The 17,793-nt window shown below is 62.1% G+C and carries 15 protein-coding genes and 2 pseudogenes; all 17 read right to left on the bottom strand.

Annotated elements, in window-relative coordinates; all coding sequences use genetic code 11:
• Positions 1-1,006 (bottom strand): annotated as a pseudogene (glnL, locus tag E2583_RS23815) (nitrogen regulation protein NR(II)); the annotation flags it as partial.
• A 36-nt stretch (positions 1,007-1,042) separates the two neighbouring features.
• On the bottom strand, positions 1,043-1,555 hold the full coding sequence (locus tag E2583_RS23810) for a hypothetical protein (protein WP_291599316.1): 513 nt from the start codon (positions 1,553-1,555) through the stop codon (positions 1,043-1,045).
• Positions 1,556-1,734: 179 nt separating this feature from the next.
• Entirely contained in the window at positions 1,735-3,150 is a 1,416-nt protein-coding gene (gene glnA, locus E2583_RS23805; protein ID WP_291599314.1) for a type I glutamate--ammonia ligase, read from the bottom strand.
• A gap of 322 nt (positions 3,151-3,472) precedes the next feature.
• Positions 3,473-4,351, bottom strand: coding sequence for an EI24 domain-containing protein (locus tag E2583_RS23800; protein WP_291599320.1), 879 nt, complete (start codon positions 4,349-4,351; stop codon positions 3,473-3,475).
• Between the two features lie 14 nt (positions 4,352-4,365).
• Complete coding sequence (locus E2583_RS23795; RefSeq protein ID WP_291599313.1) at positions 4,366-5,346, bottom strand: sterol desaturase family protein; 981 nt, start codon at positions 5,344-5,346, stop codon at positions 4,366-4,368.
• 21 nt (positions 5,347-5,367) lie between these two features.
• Positions 5,368-6,195, bottom strand: a complete 828-nt coding sequence (locus E2583_RS23790; RefSeq protein ID WP_291599312.1) for a polysaccharide deacetylase family protein — start codon at positions 6,193-6,195, stop codon at positions 5,368-5,370.
• A gap of 66 nt (positions 6,196-6,261) precedes the next feature.
• A complete protein-coding gene (locus E2583_RS23785; protein WP_291599311.1) occupies positions 6,262-7,440 on the bottom strand; it encodes a beta-propeller fold lactonase family protein in 1,179 nt (392 codons plus the stop codon).
• A 281-nt stretch (positions 7,441-7,721) separates the two neighbouring features.
• Positions 7,722-8,246, bottom strand: a complete 525-nt coding sequence (locus E2583_RS23780) for a phosphoribosyltransferase (protein WP_003063794.1) — start codon at positions 8,244-8,246, stop codon at positions 7,722-7,724.
• A 40-nt stretch (positions 8,247-8,286) separates the two neighbouring features.
• Positions 8,287-9,663 (bottom strand): adenylosuccinate synthase, encoded by a 1,377-nt coding sequence (locus E2583_RS23775; protein ID WP_291599308.1) that lies wholly within the window; start codon positions 9,661-9,663, stop codon positions 8,287-8,289.
• Between the two features lie 37 nt (positions 9,664-9,700).
• Positions 9,701-10,849: an ATP phosphoribosyltransferase regulatory subunit gene (locus tag E2583_RS23770; protein WP_291599306.1), complete on the bottom strand. Its 1,149-nt coding sequence runs from the start codon at positions 10,847-10,849 to the stop codon at positions 9,701-9,703.
• A gap of 93 nt (positions 10,850-10,942) precedes the next feature.
• Positions 10,943-11,130 (bottom strand): annotated as a pseudogene (locus E2583_RS23765) (DUF2065 family protein).
• 145 nt (positions 11,131-11,275) lie between these two features.
• Positions 11,276-12,166 carry a protease modulator HflC gene (gene hflC / locus E2583_RS23760; RefSeq protein ID WP_291599304.1) on the bottom strand — a complete coding sequence of 297 codons (891 nt, stop codon included), beginning with the start codon at positions 12,164-12,166 and terminating at the stop codon, positions 11,276-11,278.
• Positions 12,167-12,177: 11 nt separating this feature from the next.
• On the bottom strand, positions 12,178-13,566 hold the full coding sequence (gene hflK, locus E2583_RS23755) for an FtsH protease activity modulator HflK (protein ID WP_291599302.1): 1,389 nt from the start codon (positions 13,564-13,566) through the stop codon (positions 12,178-12,180).
• Positions 13,567-13,637: 71 nt separating this feature from the next.
• Positions 13,638-14,840, bottom strand: coding sequence for a GTPase HflX (gene hflX, locus E2583_RS23750; protein ID WP_291599301.1), 1,203 nt, complete (start codon positions 14,838-14,840; stop codon positions 13,638-13,640).
• Positions 14,841-14,902: 62 nt separating this feature from the next.
• On the bottom strand, positions 14,903-15,157 hold the full coding sequence (gene hfq / locus E2583_RS23745) for an RNA chaperone Hfq (protein WP_003053328.1): 255 nt from the start codon (positions 15,155-15,157) through the stop codon (positions 14,903-14,905).
• 104 nt (positions 15,158-15,261) lie between these two features.
• Positions 15,262-16,602: a ribosome biogenesis GTPase Der gene (gene der, locus E2583_RS23740; protein WP_291599298.1), complete on the bottom strand. Its 1,341-nt coding sequence runs from the start codon at positions 16,600-16,602 to the stop codon at positions 15,262-15,264.
• A 15-nt stretch (positions 16,603-16,617) separates the two neighbouring features.
• Positions 16,618-17,793 (bottom strand): outer membrane protein assembly factor BamB, encoded by a 1,176-nt coding sequence (gene bamB / locus E2583_RS23735; RefSeq protein WP_291599297.1) that lies wholly within the window; start codon positions 17,791-17,793, stop codon positions 16,618-16,620.

The raw sequence follows: 17,793 nt of genomic DNA, 5'->3' as shown, positions 1-17,793 counted from the left end.
CTGCCCGAAACCAAAGGATAGAAAATCCGTTCCTTGATGGCATCTGGCACGCCTGACCCGTTGTCGATTACATGCAATTCCAGTGCCAATCTGTAGCGCTCACGCCCCAAAGTGACCTGCCTCGCCCCAAAGTGACCTGCCTGGCCACACGCGTCCTCAGGATGATCTCTGCATCGCCTTCCGCAATACGCCGCCCCAGCGCCTGGGCAGCGTTCTGAACGATGTTGAGCAAGGCCTGGATCAGTTGGGCGCTGTCGCCTCTGAATTCAGGAATCGAGATGTCATAGTCTCGCGTGATCCTGAGTCCCTGGGGGTGCTCGACCAGCACCAGCGAACGCACGCGCTCGCAGACCTCGTGGATGTTGACGTCTCCGACCTCGTGAGGATGACGATGCGGGGCCAGCAATCGGTCCACCAGCGCCTGCAGGCGGTCGGCCTCGTGAATGATGACCGTGGTGTACTCCAGCAATTCGGGCGTGACCAGATCCATCTGCAACAGCTGGGCTGCACCGCGAATGCCGCCCAGCGGATTCTTGATCTCGTGCGCCAGATTGCGAATCAGCTCCTTGTTGGCCTGTGCCTGTTCGCGAATGCGCTCCTCGCGATCCTGCCGGGCCTGCTGCTCAAGAGGCCACATCTCCACCATGACATGGCCGGCCTTCTCGGCCAGCGAGACGGCAGCGTGAATCGGCAGGGGCTCCTGCCCCAGGCGCAGCAGGCTGGCCTCGAAGCGCAGTGCTGCAAAGTCGTTGGAACGGGCTCCGCTGAGCGCCTTGTCCAGCAGGGCAGGCTCGGCAAAGCAGGTGGCGAAGTCACTGCCCACCATGATGCGGCGCGACTGGCCCAGCGCATTCTCCAGCGCCGCATTGACAAAACGCACCATGCCGTACTCGTCAAGCACGGCAATCAAGGTGCAAAGCCAATCCAGCGACTGGTAACCAGGACCGTTGGCCAGGTCCGCATCGGGCCTGGAGATATCGGGGAGCGGGGCTGCAGTGGAACTCATGCGATTGACCCAAAATGACCAGCCCCAGGGGCCGGATTAGTTGACCGCAGGCAGCCGGTCCAGCTCTCGCTTGATGCCTGCGATATCACTTTCCTGGCGTGTGATATCGGCCTTGAGCTTGGCCACGCGCTCCGGGTAGCCCTGAGGATTGCGCAGCTCCAGTGCCGTGCGCACGGGATTGCCATCGTTGTACTCCGCCTTGAGTTCGGCCAGCCGGGACTGAGCCTTGTTCAGCTCGCCCTGCAAGATCGCGCGGGCATCGGAGTCGCGCGCCTTTTGCGCAGCGCTGTCGGCGCGGGCCGAGACCGGCTGGCTCGCGGCAGAGCTGCTTGCCGGCCTGGGCTTGGCCGCCGCCGCACCGGCTTCGCCCCCCGATGGACGGGTGCCGTGAATCACCGTGACGCCACTGCCTTCGACCGGTTTGCAACCTTTGGCCTTGGCCTGTGAAACGTTGTTGGTGTATTCATTGCCGCAGCGGTAGATCACATCCTGGGCAAGGGCCACCCCGGATGCAAGACACAGCAACGACAACACATAAAACTTCTTCATTCGGTCCTCTCAGGCAGACGGCGGCCGCAAGTCCGCAATGCCCTGAGTATCGCTCCAAGCCTGCGGCTTTTATTGACTACTTGACCGCCACCCACCTGTTTGGTTCCGCTGCCGCCACGTCCCGAGCCGCGTCCGTCCAATGAAAAAGGCGGCTTGCGCCGCCTTTGAGAACCTCTGCTTTACAGCGAGAAGTACATATCGTATTCGACAGGGTGGACGGCCTGGCGATAACGAGTGACTTCGCCCATCTTCAGCTCGATGTAGGCGTCCAGCATGCTGTCGGAGAACACACCGCCCTTGGTCAGGAACGCACGGTCGGCATCCAGGGCTTCCAGCGCCTGATCGAGGCTGTGGCAGACCGTGGGCACCAGCTTGTCTTCCTCGGGAGGCAGATGGTACAGGTCCTTGGTCGCGGCTTCGCCGGGGTGGATCTTGTTTTCCACGCCGTCCAGACCGGCCATCAGCAGCGCTGCAAAACCCAGGTAGGGGTTCATCAGAGGATCGGGGAAGCGGGCTTCCACGCGACGTGCCTTGGGGTTGCTCACGTAAGGAATACGGATCGAAGCGGAGCGGTTCTTGGCCGAGTAGGCGAGCTTCACGGGAGCTTCGAAGCCGGGGACCAGACGCTTGTAGCTGTTGGTGCCGGGGTTGGTGATGGCGTTCAGGGCACGGGCGTGCTTGATGATGCCGCCGATGTAGTACAGGGCGAAGTCGGACAGACCGGCATAGCCGTCACCGGCGAACAGGTTCTTGCCATCCTTCCACACGGACTGGTGCACGTGCATGCCGGAGCCGTTATCGCCCGCATAGGGCTTGGGCATGAAGGTTGCCGTCTTGCCGTAGGTGTTGGCCACGTTCCAGATGATGTACTTCTGCAGCTGCGTCCAGTCGGCGCGCTCGACCAGGGTCGAGAAGCGAGTGCCGATTTCATTCTGACCGGCTCCAGCCACTTCGTGGTGGAACACTTCGACAGGAATGCCGACGGCTTCCAGCAGCAGCGACATTTCGGCACGCATGTCCTGGGTGCTGTCAACAGGAGGCACGGGGAAGTAGCCACCCTTGACGCGAGGACGGTGACCGCGGTTGCCGCCTTCAAACTTGGTGCCGGTGTTCCAGGGCGCTTCGTATTCTTCGATTTCGAAGAAGGGGTTGTGAGGCTCCGTGCCCCAACGCACGCCGTCGAAGATGAAGAATTCGGGTTCGGGGCCGAAATAGGCGGTGTCGCCCAGGCCGGAAGCCTTCAGATAGGCTTCAGCGCGCTTGGCGATGGAGCGGGGATCGCGATCATAGGCCTTGCCGTCACCGGGTTCGATCACATCACACTGCAGAATCAGCGTGGTTTCTTCGAAGAAGGGATCGATGTTGGCCGTGTTGGGATCGGGAACCAGCTGCATGTCCGAGGCCTCGATACCTTTCCAGCCGGCCACGGAAGAACCGTCGAAGGCATGGCCCGAGGTGAACTTGTCCTCGTCGAAGTGCGACACGGGCACGGTCACGTGCTGTTCCTTGCCGCGGGTATCGGTAAAGCGCAGGTCCACGAACTTGACCTCGTTATCCTGCACCATCTGCATCACGTCTGCAACGGTCTTCGCCATTAGATCTCTCCTGCCAACTTGGGCTGATCAAATAAAGAATGAATAGTATCTAGCAGTTTACGTGCCAACTCTGCTTCAGCACCTCGCCACGGCCCCCGTGCACTGAAATCGGGCCCTCTCGGAAACCTGTTCACCACAAGACATAAGCACTTAGCCCAGCCGCATCCGCCCACTGCACCAAACCGACGCGCATTGTCTCATTGCCGGAGCGGATTTCCGAAATGCACCATCATGGTGAATATATTTGCACCATGATGGTGCATGCCGCAAGCAGGTTTGATTTTGGTGCACGGCACTCGATTCGCCTGTCGACAGGCACCTCTCAGCGAACCGCCGACGCGGCATCATCTGCACCAGGTGCGAACGGCACCCGCGGATCGGCAGCACTCGGCACGTTCTGCGCCCTCATCTGTTCCAGCGCTGCCAGGCAGAAGTGAGCGAACCAGAGGGCAGAGAAGGCAAATACCAGTGCATAGATCCAGATGGCAATGGGCACCAGAATCCAGAACGCTGCCAGAAACAGCAGCCCGGAAATCCAGACCACACCGGGTGCCGCGCCGAGATAGCCACAGATCACCCCCATCAGAATGAGCGACACGCGGTGACGGGCAAACAGCGCCCTGCGCTCGTCCTTGCTGGCATGATCGGACAAGGCGTCAAAGGCCATGACCCGGTAGGTGAGCCAGCCCCAGATCAGTGGCGCAACCACCAGCATCAAAGGCGGAAACACCCACAGCGGCAGGGTGACAAACAGGGCCAGCAGCGCGATCAGCGTGGAGCCCCCCGACCAGAGCAGGCTGGCGATGGTGGAGCCGCCATGCTTTTTCTCCAGTCCGGCAAAGCGTTTTTCGGCCACCAGCTGCGTCAGCACAGGCGCCATGAACAAGCCCACCAGCAGCAAAACCAGCACGACGAGAACCGGCGTGGCACCCAGCACCACAAAGATGGAGGCCACCACCTCCGAGGCATAGCCCACGCCGCGCTCCTGCAGCCACAGCCACAGGGTATGCAGCCAGCCCACTCCGTCCAGCAGGCTTTGCACCTTGATGACCGCGTCGGCCCAGAAGAAGTAGCCCAGAAGCCAAGCCATCAAGGCCATGGCCAGCAGCGGCAGGAGAGACCAGACAATGACCCGCTTATGCAGGCAATACGCCAGGGCACGCCAAAAAGAGTCGAGTAGCAAGCTCATGCCGGCTAGCATACTCAAGGTTTGACTTATGCGCGACCCATCAATCGTAGGACAGCCAGCCACTGTTGTGCCCAGAAGCCTCGGCCATAGTCGCGCAACTGCCCCTTGGCATTGGGCTGCACCTGGTCGCGAATGCCGGTCGGGTCGTAGCGCAGATCGAAGTTGGCCGTGCCGAACCACATATCCCACCAGGGAAGCAGCACGCCGAAATTGTTGCCATGCACCTTGGGATTGCGCACCGGCGCCATCGGCTCATGGCCGATGCCGATGGCGTGGTGGCGGCGGTGAAAGCGCGGACTGATCCAAAGACGCTCGCCCAGCTGGCCGAACCAGATGCGCACATTGGCGTGCTGAAAGCTCTCGCTGAGCTGGGTCAGGGCCACGATGGCCACAAACTGGCCCGGCGCCACGCCGATCAGTTGCGCCACCAGCACGATGATGGCGTCATGGATCACGTCATCGAGCAGGTGATTGCGGTTGTCGCTCCACACCGTCATCTGACGCTGGGAGTGGTGCACGGCATGCAGCTTCCACCACCAGGTGAAGCCATGCTGGCCGCGATGGATCCAGTACTCGACCAGATCGAAGACCACCAGGTACATCAGCAGGCTGACCCAGGCATTGTCGGTCACGCCCGGCCAGAGGTCGTCAAGATGGAATCCCGGCAAGCCCCAGACATGGAGCCGCCCCATGAGCGCATTCCACAGCGGCTCCGTCGTGAAGAACAAAACCAGCCGGAACAGTCCCAGACGGTGAATCAGCGTGTAGAGGATGTCCACGCGAATCGCCTGTCGGTCCACCACCGGCTCGACCGGCCTCCAGCGCTGAAGAGGCACGATCACCGCGACCATGACGGCAATCTGCAGCAAGCCCACCAGCAGCCAGCCCGTGGCCGCATAGCCATCCTCCAGCAGGTTTGCCATGCCGAAATGGAACAGAAAAGGCTGCACCACGCCTTCAAACAAGCGTTGCTGCGCCTCTCCAAACACCTGAACCAACCCATCCACGACTCACTCCTCCTGCAGCATTCAGCGCTGCTGTGCGATCCAGCCCTGATACGCAGGGTGCTCGGCCAGCGTACGGAAGCAGAACCCCCTATCCCGCAAACCCAGAATCAATGGCTCCAGCACCGCCGGGGCCCAGGGATCCTGACGTGACCAGATCCCCAGGTGGGCCAGCAAAATATCGCCGCTGCCGATGTTTTTGAGTGCCTGCGCGAGCAGGCGTTCATTCGGATATTTGTCGCTGGGCAGCTCGTCGCCCAGAAAACCAGCCGGTGCCCAGCCCACATGCTGAAAACCGCCCTGCCGGGCTGCAGCAATGAGCGCCGGCGATGTCTTGCCGCCCGGCGCACGATACAGCGGCAAGGTCTTGCGGCCGGTGACCTGGGTAAGGCGCTGTGCGGAGCGCGCAATCTCCTGCCGGTACTCATCGGCTGACACCACAAAGGTCTGCCCGGCTCTGGGCCCGGCCGAGGGCCTGACCCTGAAATGCGTGACCTGTCCCGTGGCGCTGTCCCGGACATCGGCCAGCCAGTACATATGGTCGAAGGTATGGGATGCGAGCTGGTGCCCTTCATCGGCACGCTCCTTCCACCAGGGCGCCCAAAAGTCCGCCAGGCTGCTGCCGCCCTCTTTCGTGGCCTCGTTGGCCGCAAAGAAGGTGACGGGAACCTTGTGCTTCTGCAGCACCTGGGCAACCCACCGGGCTATGCCCATGTGCCCGGTGTCGAAAGTCAGGTAGACCGTCTTTGAGCAGGTGCCCGGGGCAGCCTTTCCGGAAGTTTCGGCAGCGAGGGCCGCAGCGGCCGTCAGGCCTCCGACCATCGAGCCGAACATGAAACAACGTCTTTGCATCCACCCTCCTTGAGGTGGTCACCACGAAAACCGGCCCTGGCGCTTCGATGCGGCCGGGACAAGTGCTCAGCGCGCAGCGTGGGACAGCGTCCAGACCCCGTGAGGCGACTTGCCCACATTGACCTGATTGACCACCTTCTTCTCCACCGTGTCAATCACCGACAGCTTGCGGGCCCAGCGCGAGGCCACAAAGATGTAGCGACCGTCGGCCGACACATCCATGCAGTCCGGGCCGCCGGGTGCCGGGTAATGGGCCACGACCTGGCTGCTGAGCATATCGATCTTGCTGATGGTATTGGCCACGCGGTTGCTCACATACAGGTGGCGGTCATCGCCGGCTGCGCGGAAGGCATGCGCACCGGCAGCCGTCTTGATCTGGCCCAGGCTGCGCGGCTCGGCACCGGTGATGTCGAACACCTCGACACCATCGCCGCCCGTCAGCCCGACAAACAGCTTCTTGCCATCCGGGCTGCCGTACACGTCGGCAGGCATGGGACCGGTGGGTACGCGCGCCTTGATGGTCTGGGTGGCGATATCGATGGCCACCAGTGCATCGCTGTCCTGCATGGTGGAGTAAAGCGTCTTGCTCTGCGCGTCGATGAACAAATGGCTGGGCGTCTTGCCGGTGGAGACGCGCTTGACCAGCGTCGGCGTCTGCGTGGCTGCATCCCAGCGGTAAAAGTCGATGTGATTGAGGCGGTTGGCGGCCGTGACGAACCACTTCATGTCCGGCGAAAAGCGCAGGTGGTAGGGATCGACGATATCGCGGATCACGCGCTGCACGGCGCCCGTGCGCGGATCCACCAGGGTCAGCGAATCGCCCAGTGCGTTGGCCACCACCAGCGATCTCTCGTCCGGCGTCAGGTACAGGTGATGGGGCTCCTTGCCCGTGGGGATGCGCGACTGCTCCTTCCAGCTGAGAGGATCGATCACGCTGATCGAGGCATCCAGGGAATTCAGCACAAAGATGGGGGTGGGGCCCTGCACGGCACGCGCTGCCTGTGCCGGCCTGACTGCGGCTGGAGGTACCGGCACGCCGGCAGCAACAGTCGCTGCGGGCGCGGCCACGGGAGCGACGGCAGGCGCGACGGCAGGCGCTGGTGCGGCCGCCTTGGCAGACTTGAAACCGGGCAAGACCGAAGCCCCCAACCACGCCGCAGCGCCCACGCCCACGACCAATGCCACAGCAGCGCCAGTGCGCCCAATAGAAAGACGTCCCACAACCACCACCTTCTCAGAATCCATGCAGTGTAGCTGCGCCAATGCAGCCGCTGCCAACACAAGCCTTCTGGTTTACAAAGCTTGTTGAAATGCCATGCGAGCCTTGGTCGCCCGGCGCAGGCCGCATCATGACAACAATTCAAAAACAGGAGCAGCTAGCGCCTGATTTTCATACGATACCGCTTATAAAAAGCCTGAAATCGTTGGAATAAGGGCACATGACGCTCATCTATTGATGAACATCACTGCTCTATAAAAAAAGGAGCCCCGAAAGGGGCTCCTGAGCCAATGCGGGTGTCGGGTCCTCAGACCTTCCACTTCTCCGCCAGCTTCTCGGGATTGAGCGTGTCATAGCCCTCGAAAGGCTGGTGAATCCAGGGGTTGGTGGCCAGGAAGTCCACCGAGTAGTCGGGCTCGAAAGTCGACACACCCTTGGTCCAGATCACGGCGCTGCGCAGCTCCGTGATGGGTGCGTAGTTGGTCTTGAGCATGGCGATCACGGCCTTGAGCGTGGCCCCCGAGTCCGCCAGATCGTCCACGAGCAACACGCGGCCGGAAATATCGCCCTTGGGCGTGGCGATGAAGCGGCCGATGTCCAGATGGCCCTGGACCGTGCCGGCTTCGGCGCGATAGGAGCTGGTGGACATGATGGCCAGAGGCTTGTCGAAAATGCGGCTCAGGATATCGCCGGGGCGCAGACCACCGCGCGCCAGGCACAGGATGGTGTCAAATTCCCAGCCAGACTGGTGGATCTTGATGGCGAGCTTTTCGATGAGACCGTGGTACTCGTCGTAGCTCACATACAGGTGCTTACCGTCTTCTGTCAGCATGGGCACAGTTCCTTTGAAAGTTCAGTCAAACCCGGCCCGATCAGGCGGGGCTGTACGGGTTGTGCATCAGGATGGTGTGATCGCGGTCGGGGCTGGTGGACACCATGGCGATGGGCACACCGGTCACTTCGGCGATACGGTCCAGATAGCGGCGGGCGTTCACGGGCAGCTTGTCATACTCGGTCACACCCACGGTGGAATCGGTCCAGCCGGGAATGGATTCATAAATGGGCTTGCAGCGCTCGATATCGTCCGCCCCCAGAGGCAGCAGGTCGATCTTCTCGCCATCCAGTTCGTAGCCCACGCACAGTTGCAGCTCTTCAATGCCGTCGAGCACGTCCAGCTTGGTGATGCACAGGCCGGACAGGCCGTTGATCTGGGCCGAACGCTTGAGCAACGCAGCATCGAACCAGCCGCAGCGGCGGGAACGGCCGGTGGTCACGCCCTTTTCGGCCCCCACGGTGGACATGACCCAGCCGGGAGTGCCTTCCTTTTCCCATTCCAGCTCGGTAGGGAAAGGACCGCCGCCCACGCGGGTGCAGTAGGCCTTGGTGATGCCCAGGATGTAGTGCAGCATGCCGGGGCCCACGCCAGCGCCTGCGGCCGCATTGCCGGCCACGCAGTTGGACGATGTGACATAGGGGTAGGTGCCGTGGTCCACGTCCAGCAGCGTGCCCTGCGCGCCCTCGAACAGCAGGTTGCCGCCTTCGGCGTGCACCGCGTTGAGCTCGCGCGAAACATCGGCAATCATGGGCTTGAGCAGCTGGGCATGACGCATGGCTTCTTCGTACACGGCTTCGAACTGCACTTCGCCGTCCTTCATGTACGCAGCCAGGCCGGCGCCGAAATCGAAGTTCTTGGAGCCCAGCACATTCACCAGAATATGGTTGTGCAGGCTCAGCAGTTCGCGCAGCTTGGTGGCGAAGCGTTCGGGATGCTTCAGGTCCTGCACGCGAAGTGCGCGGCGGGCGATCTTGTCTTCGTAGGAGGGACCGATGCCCTTGCCGGTGGTGCCGATCTTCTGCACGCCACCCTTTTCACGGGCCGCTTCACGGGCCACGTCCAGGGCCTGATGGAACGGCAGGATCAGCGGGCAGGCTTCGGACACGCGCAGGCGGTCGCGCACTTGCACGCCGGCCTTCTCCAGGCCTTCGATTTCTTCAAACAGCTTGCCCACGGAGAGCACCACGCCGTTGCCGATGTAGCACTTCACGCCGGGGCGCATGATGCCGCTGGGAATCAGGTGCAGAGCCGTCTTCACGCCATTGATGACCAGTGTGTGCCCCGCATTGTGGCCACCCTGGAAACGCACGACGCCGTTGGCGCTCTCGGTCAGCCAGTCGACCAGCTTGCCCTTGCCCTCGTCACCCCATTGGGTGCCGACGACGACCACATTGCGACCTTTGGATGTATTCATATTCCAATCCGATAAATCGAAGAATTAGTCAAATGCCTTAAATGGCTTGCACGACCCATTGCCCGCCGACATTGGCAAGCTCACGGTCGCAGTGGAACTCGTCCACTTCGCTTTCATGCCCTGGCAGCACGCAGACCACCGTCTCACCCTGCTGGCGCAATGCGGCAATGGCGGCAGCCACTTGCGCGTCATCGCCCCAGGGAGCGCGAATGGCAGCCTTGAGCGGACGCTCGGGCACGACAGCCACCAGTTGTTTGATATCCAGACTGAAGCCGGCAGCGGGACGGTTGCGCCCGAACACTGCACCGACTTCGTCATAGCGGCCACCGCGCACCAGCGCATCGCTGCCGCCAGGCACATAGATGGCAAAGCGTGTACCGCTGTAGTAGGAGTAGCCACGCAGATCTGCCAGATCGAAGCTGACCTTGACACCGTCGAGCCTCTGTACCAGCCAGCGCAAATGCGACAGCACATTGCGCACACCGGCAGTTCGGTCCAGCATCTTTTCAGCCTGATCGAGCACTTCCATGCCGCCGTACAGCTGCAGCAGCGCCATCAGGCCCTCACGCGAGGGCTCGGGGAAATCGCGGGTCAGCCGGGCCAGCTCTGTCGCATCCTTGGAGGCCAGGGCCGCGTGAACACCGCGCAGCACCTGCTCGTCCACCATCACGCCAGCCAGCAGGCTGCGCACGATACGCACGTCGGCCAGATCCACGATGACGTCCTTGACGCCCGCTGCCTTGAGGCAGTCCAGCGCCAGATGCAGGGCTTCGAGGTCGGCTTCCAGACCTTCATGGCCGTAGAGCTCAGCACCGAACTGGAGCGGCTCACGCGTGGCACGGGGACGGTCAGGGCGCGCATGGACCACGGGGCCGCAATAGCACAGACGGGTCACGCCCTTGCGATTGAGCAGATGCGCATCGATACGGGCCACCTGCTGGGTCATGTCGGCACGCAGACCCATGGTGCGACCGGAGAGCTGGTCGATCAGTTTGGAGGTTTGAAGGGCAAGAGCTTCGCCTGTACCCGTCAGCAAGGACTCCAGATACTCCAGCATGGGTGGCATGACAAGCTCATAGCCATAGCTGCGCGCAGTATCGAGCAATCCTCGACGCAATTCTTCGATGTGCCGAGCCTCTGAGGGCAGAACATCGGCAATGTGATCCGGCAGGACCCAAGCAGACATGGAGAAATGGGGAGGCTGTTAAAAATGCGATTCTACCGGCTTTGCCAGCCCTGCCCAATTTGACCGCTAAGGCCTAGCCGGTATCGGCAGTATTCAAAGCAGCATGAGCATGACCGCGCCTGCTGCGATACAGAGCAATCCGCAAAAGCGCAGCTCCCATCCCTGAGCTGCAGCAGCTGCATCCACAGCTGCCGCCACAGCCCGGGCGCGAACAGCGGCAGCACGCCTTCCAGCACCAGCAGCAGGGCAAGCGCCACCCCCAGGGACTCCAGCCAATCCATCGCGATCTCCCCAATAGGCAATGGCCCTCGAGGGGCCATTGCTTTCATCGTTGTCAAAGCTTTCGGAACTTGCGCATGCAAGGATGGTCAGCAGGTGCCGCTGCCGGCAGAACACCGCCCCGATCCGAGTGCGCGCATGCCAAGCCTATTTGCCGGCGGCACCGCCATTGCGGTAGGTCTTGAAGAAGTCGCTTTGCGACGGGTCAAGCACCAGTACATCGCTCTTCTTGGAGAAGCTCTCCTTGTAAGCGTCCAGGCTGCGGTAGAACTGCGCGAACTGTGGGTCCTTGCCGAAGGATTCCGCATACACCCGTGCAGCCTCGGCATCGCCCTCGCCCTTGACCTTCTGGGCGTCGCGGTACGCATTCGCAATGATGACGTCGCGCTGGCGATCGGCCTCGGCGCGGATCTTCTCGCCTTCGGCAGCGCCCGTGGAGCGTAGCTCGTTGGCCACGCGCTTGCGCTCGGCTTCCATGCGGCGGTAGACGGATTCGGTGATGGTCTCGGCGTAGTCCACACGGGTTATGCGCACATCGACGATGTCCACGCCCCAGGGCTTGGAGCCGCGCACGGTCTCCAGAACCTCGCGCTTGACATCGGTCATCAGACCTTCGCGCTTGGAAGACAGCAACTCGCGCACGGTGCGGCGGTTGATCTCTTCCTGGAAGGCGTTGCGCACCACGCGGTTGAGCTGCATGGCGCCGGCAGATTCATCCAGGCCCACGTTACGGATGTATTCCGAGGGCTCGGAGATGCGCCAGCGCACATACCAGTCAATGACCACGCGCTGCTTCTCGGCCGTGAGCATGGGCTCGGTGTCGGTGCTGTCGAGCGTCAGCAGACGCTTGTCGATATAGCGCACATTCTGCAGGGGGGGCGGCAGCTTGACGTTGAGCCCTGGCTCGGTGATCACCTCCTTGATCTGCCCCAGCGCATAGACCACACCGAACTGACGCTGATCCACCACGAACAGGGTGGAACTCAGCAAGGCCAGCACCACGAGAATGCTGGTGACAAAAAATCCGATTCGATTCACAGCATTCTCTCCTAGCGTGCGTCACGGTCACGGCTGCGCGCATCGCGGCTGCGGGCGTCACCTGCGGGATTGGGAACTACACGAACGTTGGCTGGAGCCGAGGCTGCGCCACCGGCAGCGGCATCCCCCGAGGGAGCCGCAGCAGCTGCACCGCCGGTCACGTTCTGCATGATCTTGTCCAGCGGCAGATACAGCAGATCGGAGCCCTGACGGGACTCCACCAGAACCTTGGTCACATTGGTATAGACCTGCTGCATCGCATCGATGTAGAGGCGATCGCGCGTGACCTGAGGGGCCTTCTGGTACTCGGAATACAGCGAACCGAAGCGTCCGGCATCACCCTGAGCCTGCGCCACGATCTTGGACTTGTAGGCCGCGGCCTCTTCGCTCAGACGCGCGGCTGCACCCGCTGCACGGGGCACCACATCGTTGGCATAGGCCTGGGCTTCGTTCTTGGCACGCTCGCGCTCCTGACCGGCCTTGAGCACGTCGTCGAACGAGGCCTGCACCTGCTCGGGCGGACGCACGCCGCCCTGCTGCATATTGATGCCCACCACCTCGACGCCGATCTGATAACGATCCAGGATGGACTGCATCAGGTCGCGCACGCGCGGAGCGATCTGGTCGCGCTCCTCGGACAGGGCCGCGTCCATCTTCATCTTGCCGACGACTTCGCGCACGGCAGACTCTGCCACCTGAACCACGGCCTCGGACGGATTGCGGCTCTCGAACAGCCAGGCCCGTGCATCGCTCAGGCGGTACTGAACGGCAAACTTGATCTCGACGATGTTCTCGTCCTCGGTCAGCATGGCCGATGCCCGCAGACCCGTCCCGCGCACGATGTTGTCGCTGCCCACCTCGGCCGAGCGAATCTGCGAAACGTAGACCAGCTCATGCTTCTGGACAGGATAAGGCAGACGCCAGTTGAAGCCGGCACCCACGGTTCCCTTGTACTTGCCGAACTGGGTGATGACGGCCTGCTGGCCTTCCTGCACGATGAAAAAGCCCGTGCCCAGCCAGATCAGCACGGCCACGCCGGCGATCAGGAAAATGCCCTTTCCGGGATTGAAGGGCTCTCCAGGCTGACCGCCGCTGCGGCTGGGAGGCACACCGCGGCCATTGCCCGAGCCGCCTCCGAACAGACCCGAAAGCTTGCGATTGAGGTCGCGCCAAACCTCTTCCAGATCTGGCGGCTGGCCTTGCTGGGAAGAGGAAGGACGGGGACGCTGCTCGGGCGCAGGCGGCATCGGAGGGCGCTCACTGTCTGGTGCCGAGTTGTCCGGCTTGGAGCTATCTTCGTTGTTGTCGCCACGACCCCAGCGCGGATCGTTCAAATTGAACATCCCGCGAATGCGTTGCGGCAGCATCGCCAGGCGATGGACGCGTTGAGAAAAATTCATGCGAGACGTCTCTGTGTTTTCAAAAAGACATGGACCATGGCAAGCATTGTGCCCAATAGGGGCGCAAGCCCCTAGTATTGCGCGTCGTCATCAGGGGACATCCGGCAAGGATCGTCCTGCCCCCCGACTTCTTCGCGTGCCGCCTCTTCACGTACCTGCAAAACCCGGTCAGCCAACATCTGCCGCAGCTGTGAAAGTCCCTGCCCCGAGCGAGCACTGACAAACACACGCGGCACCGGCACGCCATCGAGCTCGTACATGTCCTGCAGCACGGCAGGCTGACGCTCGGACTCGATGGCATCCAGCTTGTTGAAAACCAGAATCTGGGGCACATCATCGGCCCCGATTTCACCCAGAACTTTTTGGACTTGTTGTATTTGTTCCGGAAATCCGGGGTTCGATGCATCCACGACATGCAGCAGCAGATCGGCGTCTATCGCCTCCTGGAGGGTGGCCTGGAAAGCGTCCACCAGACCGTGCGGCAAGTCACGAATAAAACCGACGGTGTCCGACAGGGAAACCGACTCCTCGGCCTCCGCCAGATACATCTGCCGGGTGGTGGTATCCAGTGTGGCAAACAGCTGGTCCGCAGCATAGGCGCGAGCCTTGACCATGGCGTTGAACAGCGTGGATTTGCCGGCATTGGTATAGCCGACCAGGGAAATATTGAATACTTCGCGGCGCGAGCGCTGGCGCCTTTGCGTGGAACGCTGCTTCTTGACTTTTTTCAGGCGCTCCTTGGTGCGCTTGATGGCATCGTCGATCATGCGGCGGTCCAGCTCGATCTGCTTTTCACCGGGGCCGCCACGGCCGCCGATACCGCCGGCCTGACGCTCCAAGTGGCTCCAGCGGCGGACCAGGCGCGTGCTGATGTACTGCAGCCGGGCCAGTTCCACCTGCAGCTTGCCTTCATGGCTGCGTGCACGCTGGGCGAAGATTTCGAGAATCAGCATGGTCCGGTCGTTGACCGGCATCTGGATATGGCGCTCCAGATTGCGCTGCTGCGCCGGGCTCAGGGACTGGTCGAACCAGACTTCCTTGGCGCCATGCATCTGGGCCAGCATGCGGATTTCATCCGCCTTGCCGCTGCCCACGAACAGCGCGGGATCGGGGGCTTTGCGCTTGCAGGTCAAGCGCGCCACGGGGTGCAAGCCAGCGGTCTGGGCCAGCAAGCCCAGCTCTTCCAGCTCGTCGTCGAAATGGGGAACACCAAAATCCACGCCCACCAGCAGCACTGGCGCAGACGCGGAACGTTCAAAGGATTCAGAACTCAAATACCTGTCCCGTAGGGTAAGAGCCGCGCCGGGCTGGCCGGCGGGCGTTGACGCAAGAAAGCTTAGGCAGCGGGGGCGTCGTTGTCAGCCGGCGTAGCGGCCGAGAAGTTCACGGCACGGCCGGGAACGATGGTGGAGATGGCGTGCTTGTAAACCATCTGGGTCACGGTGTTGCGCAGAAGCACCACGTATTGGTCGAACGACTCGATTTGGCCCTGCAGCTTGATGCCGTTGACCAGGTAGATGGAAACGGGCACATGTTCGCGACGCAGTGCGTTCAGGAACGGATCTTGGAGGAGTTGACCTTTATTGCTCACGATATTCTCCGTGTTCGAAGAGTGTTGTTGTAAACCGACACATTACCACAGGGCCTGGGGAAAACGGTGAAAAAGGGTTTTCCCCAGGGGCAAGCAGACGGCTGTTAATCCTTGTCGGCGTAAGGATTATGAGAGGTTTTCAAGTCGATGCGCAACGGGGTGCCGACAAGATTGAATTCTTTGCGGAAGCGACCTTCCAGGAAACGCTTGTACGCATCCGTGACCAGCTCCAGCGAGTTGCCGTGGATCACGATGATCGGCGGGTTCATGCCCCCCTGGTGGGCATAGCGCATCTTGGGACGATAGGCCCCTACCTTCTTGGGTGTCTGGAACTGGATCGACTCCATCAGGATGCGTGTCAGCACCGGCGTGGGCATCTTGCAGGTGGCTGCACGATGGGCCTGGATGATGGATTTCCACAGGGGCTCGAGCCCCTGGCGCTTCTGTGCGGAGATAAAGTGCAGCGGCGCGAACTTCAGAAACGACAGGCGTGTCTCGATGGAGCGCTCCAGCATCTGGCGCTGGTAGTCATCGACGGCATCCCACTTGTTGATGCCCAGCACCACCGAGCGGCCGCTCTCCAGGATGTAGCCCGCGATATGGGCGTCCTGGTCGGTCACGCCCTGCGTGGCATCGATGAGCAGCAGCACCACGTTGGCGCCTTCGATGGCCTGCAGCGTCTTGACCACCGAGAACTTCTCGATGGCTTCGAAGACCTTGCCCTTGCGGCGCAGGCCCGCAGTGTCGATCAGCTCGAACTTCTGGCCATTGCGCTCGAAAGGCACGGTGATGGCGTCGCGCGTGGTGCCGGGCATGTCGAAAGCCACCAGCCGCTCTTCACCCAGCCAGGTGTTGATCAGTGTGGATTTGCCGGCATTGGGGCGACCCGCCACCGCCAGGCGCACGGGCTTCTGGTCTTCCTCGCCGAAAGTGTCCTCTTCAGGCTCGGGCAGGTTCAGCAGGCCCAGGGCCGCATCGACCAGGCTGCGCACGCCCTGACCGTGGGCTGCGGACACCGGCATGACCTCGCCAAGACCCAGTTCGTAGAACTCGGACAGCTGCACGCCATCCTTCATGCCTTCGGCCTTGTTGGCCACCAGCACGGTGGGCTTGCCCAGACGGCGCAGGTAGTTGCCGATCTCGTGGTCCTGGCCGGACAGACCGGCACGCGCATCCAGCACGAAGATCACGACATCGGCTTCCGCCACGGCCTGCTGCGTCTGCTTGGCCATCTCCTTGAAGATGCCTCGCGACGCGTCCGGCTCGAAACCGCCCGTATCGATGACGATGTACTCGTGCTTGCCCTGACGACCCTGGCCGTAGTGGCGGTCACGCGTCAGCCCTGCAAAGTCGGCGACGATGGCATCCCTCGACTTCGTGAGTCGATTGAACAGCGTCGACTTGCCCACATTCGGGCGCCCTACCAGGGCAATAACTGGCTTCATTCCAAAAACAACCTATCAATCCGGCTTGAAGCCATACACAGTTCCGCTGCGGCTGACGACCACCAGGGTATTGGCGGCAACAACCGGGGAAGTGGCAACTCCTGCCTTGTCAGTTTCCAAACGGGCCAGTGCAGAGCCGTCTTCACGCGAGAGCATATGCACTGTCCCCAAATCATCGGCCAGCACCACGGAGCGGCCCAGCACCAGAGGCGCCGTCAGCTTGCGGTACTGCAGCTTGTCGATGGACCACAGACGCTGACCGTCTGCACGGTTCCACGCCTGTACCGTGCCATTGCTTTCCGCACCGAACACGGCCCGCTCGTCGCCGGCAACGCCATCGCTGCCCTTGGAGGTCTGCGTCCAGCGCACATTGGCCGTGCTCACATCCACACAGCCCACAGTGGCCTGGAAGGCGCGTGCGCAGACGCTGCCGTCCACACGGCTGACCGGGCCCACGAGGTCCACCAGCCGCTCCACATCGTTGGTGCCGCGCGGTGCGGCCAGAGGCGCCATCCAGCGCACCGCGCCATTGTCGGGATCCACACCGGCCAGACGTCCGGACACGCCCACCACCAGATTATTACCAACGGCCTGCAAAACGCCGGGCTGGCGCAGAATAAGCGGTTCATTGCTGGGGCCTTCGACAGACCACAGCTCACGACCGGTGTTCGCATCGAAAGCCGCCAGGGAACGGTCTGCAGCCATGACGAACACGCGACCGCCAGCCACCAGAGGCGGTGTATAGACGGCGGCACTCAGATTGCTCTTCCACAGCGGCTTGCCGTCGGCAAAGACCATGAGCTGATTGCTGCGCGTGACCACCGCCGTGCGCTGGCCATCACTGCCCACACCGGTGGTCAGCGGCTCGCCCGCGCTGAACCTGCCCAGCTGGCTGCCGGTATTGCCGTCCAGCGTGGTGACGCTGCCATCCTTGGTGACCACGGTGACGGTATTGCCCTGCACCAGTGCAGGCATGGCCAGGGGCACTTCGCTGCCCAGCTTGGCCGACCAGGCCTGATGCACCGCGATCTTGCCGGGGTTGGGCCCCAGATCCTGAGGCTTGGGCTTGTCCTTGCCGCCGAACATGGAGCAGGCAGCCAGCGAGGCGGCCACAGCGGTCAGCACCAGCACACGGGCTGCGGATTGCGCTGCGGGAGCAGCGGATTTCACTGGATGGGCAAAAGTCTTCAA

It is taken from the genome of Comamonas sp., from assembly GCF_009360615.1.
In the GTDB taxonomy this organism is placed as follows: Bacteria; Pseudomonadota; Gammaproteobacteria; order Burkholderiales; family Burkholderiaceae_C; genus Comamonas.
The sequence above is the reverse complement of the archived record's forward strand: the minus strand, read 5'-3'. Positions and strand labels throughout refer to the sequence as shown.